Annotated in this window: 9 protein-coding genes; 6 read left to right on the forward strand and 3 right to left on the reverse strand. The window is 75.4% G+C overall.

Features of this window, described 5'->3' with window-relative positions:
- Nucleotides 1–86 precede the first annotated feature (86 nt).
- The 5 genes from QSK52_RS18280 to sucD all read left to right on the forward strand — a co-directional run bounded on the left by QSK52_RS18280 (nucleotide 87) and on the right by sucD (nucleotide 7,255).
- Complete coding sequence (locus QSK52_RS18280) at nucleotides 87–1,184, forward strand: ATP-binding protein (RefSeq protein ID WP_285737129.1); 1,098 nt, start codon at nucleotides 87–89, stop codon at nucleotides 1,182–1,184.
- Nucleotides 1,181–3,652 carry a DUF5682 family protein gene (locus QSK52_RS18285; protein WP_435053281.1) on the forward strand — a complete coding sequence of 824 codons (2,472 nt, stop codon included), beginning with the start codon at nucleotides 1,181–1,183 and terminating at the stop codon, nucleotides 3,650–3,652. The genes QSK52_RS18280 and QSK52_RS18285 overlap by 4 nt, the downstream gene beginning before the upstream one ends.
- A 45-nt stretch (nucleotides 3,653–3,697) precedes the next feature.
- Nucleotides 3,698–4,831, forward strand: a complete 1,134-nt coding sequence (locus QSK52_RS18290) for a VWA domain-containing protein (protein ID WP_285737130.1) — start codon at nucleotides 3,698–3,700, stop codon at nucleotides 4,829–4,831.
- Between the two features lie 343 nt (nucleotides 4,832–5,174).
- Complete coding sequence (sucC, locus tag QSK52_RS18295) at nucleotides 5,175–6,347, forward strand: ADP-forming succinate--CoA ligase subunit beta (protein WP_285737131.1); 1,173 nt, start codon at nucleotides 5,175–5,177, stop codon at nucleotides 6,345–6,347.
- 17 nt (nucleotides 6,348–6,364) lie between these two features.
- Nucleotides 6,365–7,255, forward strand: a complete 891-nt coding sequence (gene sucD / locus QSK52_RS18300) for a succinate--CoA ligase subunit alpha (protein ID WP_285737132.1) — start codon at nucleotides 6,365–6,367, stop codon at nucleotides 7,253–7,255.
- Nucleotides 7,256–7,388: 133 nt separating this feature from the next.
- Here sucD and QSK52_RS18305 read toward each other — a convergent pair whose 3' ends face one another.
- Entirely contained in the window at nucleotides 7,389–8,894 is a 1,506-nt protein-coding gene (locus QSK52_RS18305) for a LuxR C-terminal-related transcriptional regulator (protein WP_285737133.1), read from the reverse strand.
- A 117-nt stretch (nucleotides 8,895–9,011) separates the two neighbouring features.
- On the opposite strand from QSK52_RS18305, the gene QSK52_RS18310 reads away from it, so the two are divergent.
- Nucleotides 9,012–10,283, forward strand: a complete 1,272-nt coding sequence (locus QSK52_RS18310) for a cell division protein PerM (RefSeq protein ID WP_285737134.1) — start codon at nucleotides 9,012–9,014, stop codon at nucleotides 10,281–10,283.
- A 421-nt stretch (nucleotides 10,284–10,704) separates the two neighbouring features.
- On the opposite strand, the gene QSK52_RS18315 is transcribed toward QSK52_RS18310, so the two are convergent.
- Both QSK52_RS18315 and QSK52_RS18320 read right to left on the reverse strand, forming a co-directional pair.
- Nucleotides 10,705–11,463 carry a hypothetical protein gene (locus QSK52_RS18315; protein ID WP_285737135.1) on the reverse strand — a complete coding sequence of 253 codons (759 nt, stop codon included), beginning with the start codon at nucleotides 11,461–11,463 and terminating at the stop codon, nucleotides 10,705–10,707.
- Entirely contained in the window at nucleotides 11,460–12,368 is a 909-nt protein-coding gene (locus QSK52_RS18320; RefSeq protein ID WP_285737136.1) for an ABC transporter ATP-binding protein, read from the reverse strand. Before QSK52_RS18320 ends, QSK52_RS18315 begins: the two co-directional genes overlap by 4 nt.
- Nucleotides 12,369–12,477 lie beyond the last annotated feature (109 nt).

Genomic DNA, 12,477 nt, shown 5'->3' on the forward strand with positions numbered 1-12,477 from the left:
GGTCAGCGCCGTGCCGTCCATTCTCCGCGCCCGCTTCGTGCAGCGTTCTGACGACCCGTGAGTTCCCCGTGAGATCGGAGCAGTCGATGACCACCGAGACGACCAGCGAGGTCCTGCGGCAGCACGCCGAGGACGCGTTCGCCGAGGAGCTGGCCGCCCTCGCCCGGCACGACGACCGGGACCGGCCGGAGCGCTGGCGGCTGTCGCCGTGGGCGGTCGCCACCTACCTGCTGGGCGGCGAACTCGCCGACGGCACCGTGATCACGCCCAAGTACGTCGGCCCGCGCCGGGTGGTCGAGGTCGCGGTGACCACGCTGGCCACCGACCGGGCGCTGCTGCTGCTCGGCGTGCCCGGCACCGCCAAGACCTGGGTCTCCGAGCACCTGGCGGCGGCGATCTCCGGCGACTCCACGCTGCTGGTGCAGGGCACCGCCGGCACGCCGGAGGAGGCCGTCCGCTACGGCTGGAACTACGCCCAGCTCCTCGCCCACGGCCCGAGCGAGGACGCACTGGTGCCCTCCCCGCTGATGCGCGCCATGCGGCACGGGCAGATCGCCCGGGTCGAGGAGCTCACCCGCATCCCGGCGGACGTGCAGGACAGCCTGATCACCATCCTGTCCGAGAAGACGCTGCCCGTACCGGAGTTGGGCTCCGAGGTGCAGGCGGTGCGCGGGTTCAACGTGATCGCCACCGCCAACGACCGCGACCGCGGCGTCAACGAGCTCTCCTCCGCGCTGCGCCGCCGCTTCAACACCGTGGTGCTGCCGCTGCCCGCGACGCTGGAGGAGGAGGTGGAGATCGTCACCCGCCGGGTCGGCCAGCTCGGCCGCTCCCTCGACCTGCCCGAACTGCCGGGCGGCGCCGAGGAGATCCGCCGGGTGGTGACGGTCTTCCGCGAGCTGCGCTCCGGCCTGACGGCCGACGGACGGACGAAGGTGAAGACCCCCAGCGGCACGCTCTCCACCGCCGAGGCGATCTCCGTGGTCACCAACGGCCTCGCGCTGGCCGCGCACTTCGGCGACGGCGTGCTGCGCGCGGGCGACGTCGCGGACGGCATCGTCGGCGCGGTGGTCCGCGACCCGGTCGCCGACCGCCAGGTGTGGCGCGAGTACGTGGAGGGCGTGGTCCGCGACCGCGACGGCTGGAAGGACTTCTACCGGGCCGCCCGGGAGGTCTCCGCGTGAGTGCCGAGGTCGTGAGGGCCGGCGCCGCGGGTGCCGGTGCGGCGGGTGCCGGTGCGGCGGGTGCCGGTGCGGCGGGCGCCGGGGCGGCGGTCGCGGAGGTGACGCTGCTCGGGGTGCGCCACCACGGCCCCGGCTCGGCCCGCGCGGTGGCCGCCGCGCTGGCCGCCCTGCAGCCGGACGCGGTGCTGGTCGAGGGCCCGCCGGAGGCCGACGACCTGGTCGCGGCCGCCGCCGAGAAGGAGATGGTGCCGCCGGTCGCGCTGCTCGCGCACGTCGCCGACGACCCGGCGCGGGCCGCGTTCTGGCCGTTCGCCGAGTTCTCGCCCGAGTGGGTGGCGCTGCGGCACGCGCTGGACGCCGGCGTACCCGTCCGGTTCATCGACCTGCCCGCCGCGCAGAGCCTCGCGCTCGGCCCGCGCGGTGGCGAGGGGGACGGCGAGGGCGGTGACGAGGGCGACGGAACCGTGACCGGGGAGGGTGCCACCTCCGGCGCCGACGCTGCGTCGGAAGAGGGGGAGGGGCCGGGAGTGCCGGGGGGCACTTCCCGCCCCGCGCCCGTCGACCCGATCGCCGAACTCGCCGCCGCCGCCGGCCACACCGACCCCGAGTCCTGGTGGGAGGACGTGGTCGAGCACCGCACCCCCGACGGCGACGTGCTCGCCCCGTTCGCGGCCCTCGCCGAGGCGATGGCCGCGCTGCGCGAGCACCACCCGGCCGAGCGGCGCGACCTGGTCCGCGAGGCCGCGATGCGCCAGCAGATCCGGGCCGCCCGCCGGGCCGGGCACCGGCGGATCGCGGTGGTCTGCGGCGCCTGGCACGTCCCGGCGCTCGCCGCGATGCCGACGGTGGCGCACGACCGGGCGCTGCTCGCCGGGCTCCCGAAGAAGCCGAGGACCGAGCTGACCTGGGTGCCGTGGACGCACCGCAGGCTCTCCCAGCACACCGGCTACGGCGCGGGCATCGACTCGCCCGGCTGGTACCACCACCTGTTCACCGCCCCCGGGCAGCCGGTCGCCCGCTGGATGACCAGGGTCGCCGAACTGCTCCGCGCCGAGGACCACCCGGTCTCCTCCGCGCACGTCATCGAGGCCGTCCGGCTCGCCGACTCGCTCGCCGCGATGCGCGGCCGCCCGCTGCCCGGCCTCACCGAGACGCTGGACGCGGTGCGGGCCGTGATGTGCGACGGTTCGGACGTCGCCCTCGCGCTGGTCCGCGACCGGCTGGTGGTCGGTGACGCGCTCGGCGAGGTCCCCGACGGGGTGCCCGCCGTGCCGCTGCAGCGCGACCTCACCCGCCTGCAGCGCACCCTGCGGCTCAAGCCGGAGGCCGCGGCCCGCGAACTCGTCCTCGACCTGCGCAAGGACCTCGACGTCGAGCGCTCCCGGCTGCTGCACCGGCTGCGGCTGCTCGGCCTGCACTGGGGCCGTCCGGCCCGCGACAGCGTCAACTCCACCGGCACCTTCCGGGAGACCTGGCAGCTCGCCTGGGAGCCCGAGTTCTCCGTCCGCCTGGTCGAGGCCGGGCAGTGGGGCACCACCGTGCGCTCCGCCGCCACCGGCAAGGCCGTCGCCGAGGCCGCGAAGGCCGAGCTCACCGCCCTGACCGCGCTCGCCGAGCAGTGCCTGCTGGCCGACCTGCCCGACGCGCTGCCCGAGGTGATGCGGGCCCTCGCCGACCGCGCCGCGCTCGACACCGACGCCGGGCACCTGGCCGCCGCCCTCCCCGCGCTGGTCCGCACCCTGCGCTACGGCGACGTCCGGGGCACCGACACCAGCGCCCTCACCGCCGTCGCCCACGGCCTCGCCGAACGCCTCGGCACCGCGCTGCCCGCCGCCTGCACCGGCCTCGACGCGGACGGCGCGAACGCCCGCCGCGCCGAACTGGACGCCGTCCACCAGGCGATCGCCCTGCTCGGCGGCACCACCGTCGACCGCTGGGCCGACACCCTCGCCGCCCTCGCCGCCCGCGAACCGCACGGCGGCCCCGCGACGGGCGTCCCCGGCCTGCTGCGCGGCCGCGCCGTGCGCCTGCTGCTGGACGACGGGCGGCTCGACGCCGAGGAGGCCGGGCGGCGGCTGGGGCTGGTGCTCTCCACCGCCTCCGAACCGGCCGACGCGGGCGGCTGGGTCGAGGGCTTCGTCTCCGGCGGCGGCGCCCTGCTGCTGCACGACCCCGTCCTGCTCGGCCTGCTCGACGACTGGCTGTGCGGGGTCTCCCCGGAGGTCTTCACCGACCTGCTGCCGGTGCTGCGCCGCACCTTCTCCTCCCTGGAGGCGGGCGTCCGCCACACCATCGGCTCCCGGGTCGCCACCGGCCCGCTCACGGCTCCCGCGGGGGGAGGCGCCCCGGACGCCCCGCTCGACGAGGAGCGCGCCGACGCCACCACGCCGGTGCTGGCGCTGCTGCTGGGCGTGCAGGTCCCGCAGCCGCGGATCCCGCGCCAGGCGGACCGCCGCGCCACGGCCTGAGACGCCCCTTCCCCCCTGCCGCCTGTTCTTAAGGAGTGAGTTCACATGACGGTCCGTCAGGACGACGAGCGGATGCGGCGCTGGCGGTTGGTGCTCGGCGGCGACGCGGACGGCACCGGGGTGCGGCTGTCGGGGCGGGACGCGGCGATGGACGGGGCGCTGGGGGCGCTGTACCGGGAGGACGGGAAGCGGTCGGCGGGGCTGGGCGGGTCGGCGCCGAAGGTGGCGCGCTGGCTGGGGGACATCCGGGAGTACTTCCCGACCAGCGTGGTGCAGCTGATGCAGCAGGACGCGATCTCCCGCCTCGGCCTGGACCGGCTGCTGCTGGAGCCGGAGATGCTGGCCGCCGTCGAGCCGGACGTGCACCTGGTGGGGACGCTGCTGTCGCTGAAGCACGCGCTGCCGGAGACCACCCGGGAGACCGCCCGAATGGTGGTCGGCAAGGTGGTCGCGGACCTGGAGCGCCGGCTCGCGGACAAGACCCGCTCGACGGTCGGCGGCGCGCTGGACCGCAGCGCCCGGGTGAACCGCCCCCGGCACCGGGACATCGACTGGGACCGCACCATCCGGGCCAACCTGTCGAAGTACCTCCCGGAGTACCGCACCGTCGTCCCGGAGCGGCTGGTCGGCTACGCGCGGGCGCAGCGGGCGGTGAAGAAGGACGTGATCCTGTGCATCGACCAGTCCGGGTCGATGGCGCCGTCGGTGGTGCACTCGGCGGTGTTCGGCGCGGTGCTGGCCTCGATGCCGAGCCTGGACACCCGGCTGGTGGTGTTCGACACCTCGGTGGTGGACCTGACCGAGCAGCTGAGCGACCCGGTGGACGTGCTGTTCGCGACCCAGCTGGGCGGCGGCACCGACATCAACCGGGCGCTGGCGTACTGCCAGTCGAAGATCAGTCGGCCGTCCGAGACGGTCGTGGTGCTGATCAGCGACCTGTACGAGGGCGGCATCCGCAACGAGATGCTGAAGCGGGTCGCGGCGATGAAGGCCGCGGGGGTGCAGTTCATCGCGCTGCTGGCGCTGTCCGACGAGGGCGCCCCGGCGTACGACCACGCGCACGCGCAGGCGCTGGCGGAGCTGGGCGCCCCGGCGTTCGCCTGCACGCCGGACGCGTTCCCGGAGATCATGGCGGCGGCGATCGAGAAGCGTCCGCTGCCGGTGCCGGACCGGCGGTGAGCGGCGGGACCGCGGGTGGTCAAGGGGGGCGGCGGCCACTCGTCCGGGTGAAGCGGTGGTGGGCCTCACCGTTGCACGCCCCCGCTGGTGAGGGGCGCGGACCGGGGCCGTTGTGACGGTTCTCACCAAGGCGGACCCGGTCCCGGGCGAAACAGGCCGGTCGTCCGGGGATAACCTGCCATGCGGACGTGACGCGCGTGTTGATTGACGATGCGCCCGGCAACTGCGTGGGCCGCAAGGCCGTACATCTGCGTACCCGCTCAGTGTCGACGACCCGCAGCGAAGATCCTGCCGTGGCACGCTCGTAGAGACACATTCCGCGACCACGAACAAGGACAAACACGTGGACCTGTTCGAGTACCAGGCGAGGGACCTCTTCGCCAAGCACGGCGTACCCGTGCTTGACGGCGATGTCATCGAGACCGCCGCAGACGCTGCCGCCATCGCGGAGCGCTTCGGCGGCCGTGCCGTCGTCAAGGCTCAGGTGAAGGTGGGTGGCCGAGGCAAGGCCGGTGGCGTGAAGCTCGCGTCCGACCCGCAGGACGCCGTGGCCAAGGCCGAGGCCATCCTCGGCATGGACATCAAGGGCCACACCGTCCACAAGGTCATGCTGGCCCAGACCGCGGACATCAAGGAGGAGTACTACGTCTCCTTCCTGCTCGACCGCACCAACCGCACCTTCCTGGCCATGGCCAGCGTCGAGGGCGGCGTGGAGATCGAGGTCGTGGCCGAGCAGAACCCGGACGCGCTGGCCAAGATCCCGGTCGACGCCAACGAGGGCGTGACCGCGGAGAAGGCCGCCGAGATCGTCGCCGCCGCGAAGTTCCCGGCCGAGGTCGCCGACCAGGTCGCCGACGTCCTGCAGAAGCTCTGGGTCGTCTTCGTCAAGGAGGACGCCCTCCTGGTCGAGGTCAACCCGCTGATCAAGTCCGGCGAGGGCAAGATCATCGCCCTGGACGGCAAGGTCTCCCTGGACGAGAACGCCGAGTTCCGCCAGCCCGAGCACGAGGCGCTCGAGGACAAGGCCGCCGCCAACCCGCTGGAGGCGGCGGCGAAGGCCAAGGGCCTGAACTACGTCAAGCTCGACGGCCAGGTCGGCATCATCGGCAACGGCGCGGGCCTCGTCATGAGCACCCTGGACGTCGTCGCGTACGCCGGTGAGAACCACGGCGGCGTGAAGCCGGCCAACTTCCTCGACATCGGCGGCGGCGCGTCCGCCGAGGTGATGGCGAACGGCCTGGAGATCATCCTGGGCGACACCGACGTCAAGTCGGTCTTCGTCAACGTCTTCGGCGGCATCACCGCCTGCGACGCGGTCGCCAACGGCATCGTGCAGGCCCTCGCGCTCCTGGAGAGCAAGGGCGAGGCCGTCACCAAGCCGCTGGTCGTCCGCCTGGACGGCAACAACGCGGAGCTCGGCCGCAAGATCCTGACCGACGCCAACCACCCGCTGGTGCAGCAGGTGGACACCATGGACGGCGCCGCTGACCGCGCCGCCGAGCTGGCCAACAAGTAAGGAAGGGGACTCAAACAATGGCTATCTTCCTTACCAAGGACAGCAAGGTCATCGTCCAGGGCATGACCGGCTCCGAGGGCATGAAGCACACCCGCCGCATGCTCGCCTCCGGCACCCAGATCGTCGGCGGCGTGAACCCGCGCAAGGCCGGCACCACCGTGGACGTGGACGGCACCGAGGTGCCCGTGTTCGGCACCGTGGTCGAGGCGATCGAGAAGACCGGTGCCGACGTCACCGTCATCTTCGTCCCGCCGGCGTTCACCAAGTCCGCCGTGGTCGAGGCGATCGACGCCGAGATCCCGCTCGCCGTGGTCATCACCGAGGGCGTGCCGGTGCACGACACCGCCTCGTTCTGGGCCCACGCCGGCGCCAAGGGCAACAAGACCCGCATCATCGGCCCGAACTGCCCCGGCCTGATCAGCCCCGGACAGTCCAACGCGGGCATCATCCCGGCCGACATCACCGGCCCGGGCAAGATCGGTCTGGTGTCGAAGTCCGGCACCCTGACCTACCAGCTGATGTACGAGCTCCGTGACATCGGCTTCTCCTCCGCGGTGGGCATCGGTGGCGACCCGGTCATCGGCACCACCCACATCGACGCCCTCAAGGCGTTCCAGGAGGACCCGGAGACCGAGCTCATCGTGATGATCGGCGAGATCGGCGGCGACGCCGAGGAGCGGGCCGCGGCCTACATCGCCGAGCACGTCACCAAGCCGGTCGTCGGCTACGTCGCGGGCTTCACCGCGCCCGAGGGCAAGACCATGGGCCACGCCGGCGCCATCGTCTCCGGCTCCTCCGGCACCGCCCAGGCGAAGAAGGAGGCCCTGGAGGCCGCCGGCGTCAAGGTCGGCAAGACGCCGTCCGAGACCGCCCGCCTGGCCCGCGAGCTGATCGCCGCCGCGCAGTAACGCGCAGCGAGCAGCAGCGCGAAGCAACCGCGCAGGCACGCCGCAGGCGCCGCCCACCGTTCCGACGGCGGGCGGCGCCTGCGGCGTTCCCGCGCCTGTGGCGTTCCCGGCGCCTTCCCGGGCCCCTCGGCGGTCAGAGCGGGCCGCAGCGCTCCACGACCGGGCCGCACGCGGCGGCCGCCCCGGGCGGCGGGCGGTGCTCCGGCGGCGGGGCGAGCAGCGGGCGGCGGGCCGCGAACGGGTCGGCGGGCGGCGCGGCCGACCGGCCCGGCGGGGGCGGCAGCTGCCCCGGCAGGCTCGCCAGCCGGGCCGGGACGCCCGGCGTCGGACCGCACCACGGGGTCTGCAGACCCGGCGCACCGTACGGGGCCGCCGGACCGGCGCTGCCCGAGTCGACCCCGGTGCAGGCCGTCCCGCGCGAGGGCTCCGGGCGCACCAGGTCCGACGGGCCCACCCCCCACAGGGTCGCCACGATCGCCCCGCCCACCACGACCGTCAGCGCCGCCGCCGCGCCCGTCACCAGGCCCGTGTGCAGCCTGCTGTCCGCCACCAGCCGCGCCGTGGACGGCAGCCGCGGCCCCGGGCAGCCGTGCACCGCGGCCCGGTGCAGCAGCTCCGCCAGCCGCTCCGCGAACTCCGGGTCCTCCGGGTCCGCGCCGACCAGCGCCGGAACCTCCCGGGCCAGCGCGGCCCGCGCCGAACGCACCCGGCCCTCGGCCGCCGCCGTGCTCGACTCCACCTCCACCGCGACCCGCTCCACCGGCAGGCCCAGCGTGTCGTGCAGGACCAGCGCCCGCCGCTGCGGCCGCGACAGCCGCAGCAGCGCCTTCACCAGCGCCCGGTCGCGGTGCGTCAGCTTCTGCGGCGGCTCGGGCGGCTCCGGCGCGCCCGCCCCGTCCACCGCGATCCGCCGCCGCGGCCACCGCAGCAGGTGCGCCCGCCGCGGGCCGCCCCGGTGCCACGGCGACAGCGCCAGGTCGAACGCCTCCCCGCGCACCCGCCCCTCCGGGTCCGGGTCCGCCGCGACCTCCGCCCACCGGCGGGCCGCCGAACCCAGCGCCAGGTGCACGCAGTGCACGGCCCGGTGGCGGTGGCCGGTCAGCAGGAAGGTCTGCTGGACCAGCCGGGTGTGCACCAGGGCGGCGAACTCCGCGAAGGAGTCCGGGGCGGGATCGGGCCGGCCGGTGGCGGCGGGGGTGGTGGTCGTGCCGGGGGCGACGGGGTCGGCGGCGCTGGCGGGGCCGACGGTGCTGGCGGGGCTGACGGGTTTGACCGGGGGGAGCGGGGGACCGACGAACTCGACGGGGGTGGTCGGTGCGGGGGCGGTCGCCGCGGGGGTGGTCGGTGCGGCCGGTGCTTGCGGAGCGAGCGCGGTGAGCAGGGCGACGGCCTCCTCGCCGGTGCGGACGCCGAGCTTGCGGACCGCCCGGTTGAGGTGGTTGCGGGCGGTGCCGGGGGCGATGCCCAGGTGCCGGGCCATCGCCCGCAGGTCGTCGCCCGCGGCCAGCCGGGCCAGGGCCTGGGCCTCGCGGGGGGCGAGGCGGCGCAGCAGGAGCTCGGCGTCCTCGCGGGACCGGGACGAGGTTCCGGTGGTCGTTCCGGCGGTCCGCTCCGGTTCGGCGGTCGAGGGCGAGGTCACCGGTCTCCTCCGTGGCAGGTCCGTCCCGGAAAAAGGCACATGTACTGATAATCCGGGACACGGCGAAGGTTTGCGCGTTGACACCCCTCAACGGGTGGCCTTGGCAGCATGAGGGCCATGACGCAGCTGATGGGCCGTCCGATCCTGGGCCTGCCGAGCGACTTGGACAGCCGCTCCACCCTCTCCGACCTGCTCACCGGCGTCCGCACCGCGTTGCTCACCCTGTCCCTGATCGCCGTCCCGGTGTTCGGCCTGTGGGTGCTCGCCCCGTACGGGGACGACACGGCGCAGGACGCGGCCCGGGCCGTCTTCGCGTGCTGGCTGCTCGGCCACGGCGCCCCCCTGGTCCGCGGCCCCGGCGCGGCTCCCCTGACCGTCGCGCCGCTGCTGCTCACCGTCGTCACCGCCGTGCTGCTCTCCCGCGCCGGACACCGCCAGGCCCGGCGCGCCCGGGGGCGCGGATGGGTGCGTTGGCGCTCCCCGCTCACGGTGTACGCCGGGTACCTGCTGGTCGCGGCCGTCGCCGTCGCCCAGTGCGCCGACCCGCAGGCGCTGCTGCGCTCCCGGGCCGTCCCCGACCTCGCCGCCGTCGCCCTGCTCGCCGCCGCCGCGCTCGGCCACGGCCTGTGGAGCGGACTCGGCCGACCCGCCGTCCTGCCCCGGCTGCCGCTGCCGCCCGCCCTCTGGCCCGACGGCGCCCCGGCCGTCCTCGGACGGGCCCTGGCCGGATGGCTGCTCTCCCTGGCCGCCGGGGGCGGCGCGGTGCTCGCCGCCGCCGTGCTGCTCGGCTCCGCCGGACAGGACGCGCAGCGGCTCGGCGGGGGCGCCGCGGACTGGCTCGGGATGCTGCTGGCCTGTCTGACATTGGTGCCCAACGCGCTTGTCTGGTCCGCGAGTTACGCACTCGGTGCGGGCTTCGAGGTCGGCACCGCGCAGCACGCCGGGCCGCTCGGCACCCGGCTCGGCCCCGCCCCGGACTTCCCGCTGCTGGCCCTGCTCCCCGCCGACCGCGGCCCCGACTGGCACCTGCTCGCCTGCGTGGCGGCTGCCGCCGCGGCCCTCACCGCCGCCCTGCTCATCGGCCGCGCCGCCACCCGCTGGACGCCCGCCCAGACCGCCGCCACCGCCGCGGCCACCGCCCTCGCCGCCGTCCCGCCCGCCCTGCTCGTCGCCCACCTCGCGGGCGGCGCTCTCGGCTCCGGCCGGATGTCCCGACTGGGCCCCGTCCCCTGGCAGTTCGCCCTCGCGCAGGCCGCCTGGCTGCTCGCCCTCGCCCTGCCCGGGGCGCTGCTGTGGCGCTGGTGGCTCGGCCGCCACGGCGACGGCGCGGGGCCGGTGGTCCGCGCCCGGGTGGGGGCGTACCGGCTGGTGTGCCGACTGGCCGCGTAGCGGGAGCCGGCGGGATGGTGCGTTCAGGGCGGGGGTTGCTGGGTCGGCGGGATGGTGCATTCAGGGGCGGGGGAGCTGCTGGGCTGGCGGGATGGTGCGTTCAGGGCGGGGGTTGCTGGGTCGGCGGGATGGTGTATTCAGGGGCGGGGGAGCTGCTGGGCTGGCGGGATGGTGCATTCAGGGGCGCGGGGAACTGCGCGCTGCGGGAGGTGGACGCCAGCAAGGTCGCGAGGTGGGCGGTGAGTTGACGTCACCTCGCGATCCTGCGGTGGGTGCGGGGTTGCTCGCGCAGTTCCCCGCGCCCCTGGCTGCGCCAGGTTCTGCGCAGCAGTTCTCCCGCGCCCCTGCGGTGCGCCAGGTTCTGCGCAGCAGTTCTCCTGCGTCCCTGCGGTGCGCGTTCTGGCTGCGCCAGGATCGGCGCTCACGCGTCCTTGCGGTGGAGGGTGCGCAGGCCCGCGAGGGTGGCGGCCAGGGTCCAGGCGGCCATCAGGAGGAGGCCGGTGGTGTGGCCGTAGGGGGTGCCGGGGGTGTCGGCGAGGCGGAGGGCGTACTGGCCGGCGCGGTCGGGGAGGAAGCGGGCGGCGTCGCGGAGGACGGGGACGGCGGTCAGGGCGGTGGTGCCGAGGAAGACCGCGGGGGAGAGCAGGCCGAGGGCGGCGGTCTGGTTGCGCAGGACGGTGGTGAGCGCCAGGCACAGGACGAGCAGCAGCGGGTGGTAGAGCACGCCCGCGACGAGGGCCCGCACGGTCCCGGGGGCGGACAGGTCCAGGCCCACCGTGGCGGTGGTCGCGGCGAGTTGGCCGCCGACGGTGGCGAGGCCGACGGCCAGGCCCAGGCCGGTGCCGAGCAGCAGCTTGGCGCGGTAGAACCGCAGCCGGTCCGGGACGGCGGCCAGCGAGGTGGTGAGCGTGCCGGAGGCGTACTCCTGGCCGACCAGCAGGATGCCCAGGCAGACGACCGCGACCTGGCCGAAGTTCAGCCCGTAGTACAGGCCCTCCATCGGGTCGTCGGTCAGCGAGGTGTCGCGGCGGCCGTACGCGGCCTGGACGGCCGCGGTGATGCCCGCGCTGAGCGCCACCGCGAGGAACGGGGCCGTCCACAGCGGGCGCAGCGTGGTGAACTTCGCCCACTCGGCGCGCAGCGGGTGCGTCCGGCGGGCCCGCGGCACCGGGGTGCTCATGCCGCCACCGCCCGGTACTCGACGGCGTCCGCGGTCATCCGCATGAAAGCCTCCTCCAGGGAGTCGTGGGTCAACGACAGTTCGACGAGCACCACACGGTGCTCGGCGGCCAGCGCGCCCAGCCGGGCCGGATCGGCGTCCGGGACGTCGAAGACGCCGTCGCCGCGGGGCACCGCGTCGGGGTGGGCGGTGGCGAGCAGGGCGGCCAGGGCGGCCGGGTCGACGGCGCGGACCCGGACCCGGCGGCGGCCGTGGTGGGCCAGGAAGTCGGCGGTGGAGGTGTCGGCGAGCAGGCGGCCCCGGCCGATCACCACCAGGTGGTCGGCGGTGAGGGCCATCTCCGCCATCAGGTGCGAGGAGACCAGCACCGCCCGTCCCTCGTCCGCGAGGCGGCGCAGCAGGCTCCGGATCCACCGGATGCCCTCCGCGTCCAGGCCGTTCACCGGCTCGTCCAGCAGCAGCGCGGCCGGGTCGCCGAGCAGGGCCGCCGCGATGCCCAGGCGCTGGCGCATGCCCAGCGAGAACGTGCGGATCCGGCGGTCGGCGACCTCGGCGAGGCCGACCAGGGCGAGCACCTCCGCGGTGCGGCGGGCGGGCAGGCCGTGCGAGGCGGCGATCCAGCGCAGGTGTCCGGCCGCGGTGCGGCCCGGGTGCACGGCCTGGGCGTCCAGCAGCGCGCCGACCCGCTCCAGCGGGCGGTCGAGGGCGGCGTAGGGCCGCCCGTCCACCAGCGCCGTCCCGGAGGTCGGCCGGTCCAGCCCCAGCACCATCCGCAGCGTCGTCGACTTGCCCGCCCCGTTCGGCCCCAGGAAGCCGGTCACCCGCCCGGGTTCGACCCGGAACGACAGGCCGTCCACGGCCCGCCGCCCGCCGTACGCCTTGGTCAGGTCGCGGATCTCGATCACGGGAACTCCCTTCCTCCGGTTGCCTGTTCCGAGTCAACCGCCGGGACCGGGGCCGCCGGATCCCGCCCGCGGGTGGTCCGGCTCCATCCCGGGAGGGAGGAGGGGACGG

This window comes from Kitasatospora phosalacinea, from assembly GCF_030268885.1.
In the GTDB taxonomy this organism is placed as follows: domain Bacteria; phylum Actinomycetota; class Actinomycetes; order Streptomycetales; family Streptomycetaceae; genus Kitasatospora; species Kitasatospora phosalacinea_C.

Bases quoted from the DNA above. Each gene is read 5' to 3' on its own strand.
- QSK52_RS18280 (WP_285737129.1), top strand. From the start codon at position 87: ATGACCACCGAGACGACCAGCGAGGTCCTGCGGCAGCACGCCGAGGAC.
- QSK52_RS18290 (WP_285737130.1), top strand. From the start codon at position 3,698: ATGACGGTCCGTCAGGACGACGAGCGGATGCGGCGCTGGCGGTTGGTG.
- sucD (WP_285737132.1), top strand. From the start codon at position 6,365: ATGGCTATCTTCCTTACCAAGGACAGCAAGGTCATCGTCCAGGGCATG.
- QSK52_RS18310 (WP_285737134.1), top strand. From the start codon at position 9,012: ATGACGCAGCTGATGGGCCGTCCGATCCTGGGCCTGCCGAGCGACTTG.
- QSK52_RS18315 (WP_285737135.1), bottom strand. From the start codon at position 11,463: ATGAGCACCCCGGTGCCGCGGGCCCGCCGGACGCACCCGCTGCGCGCC.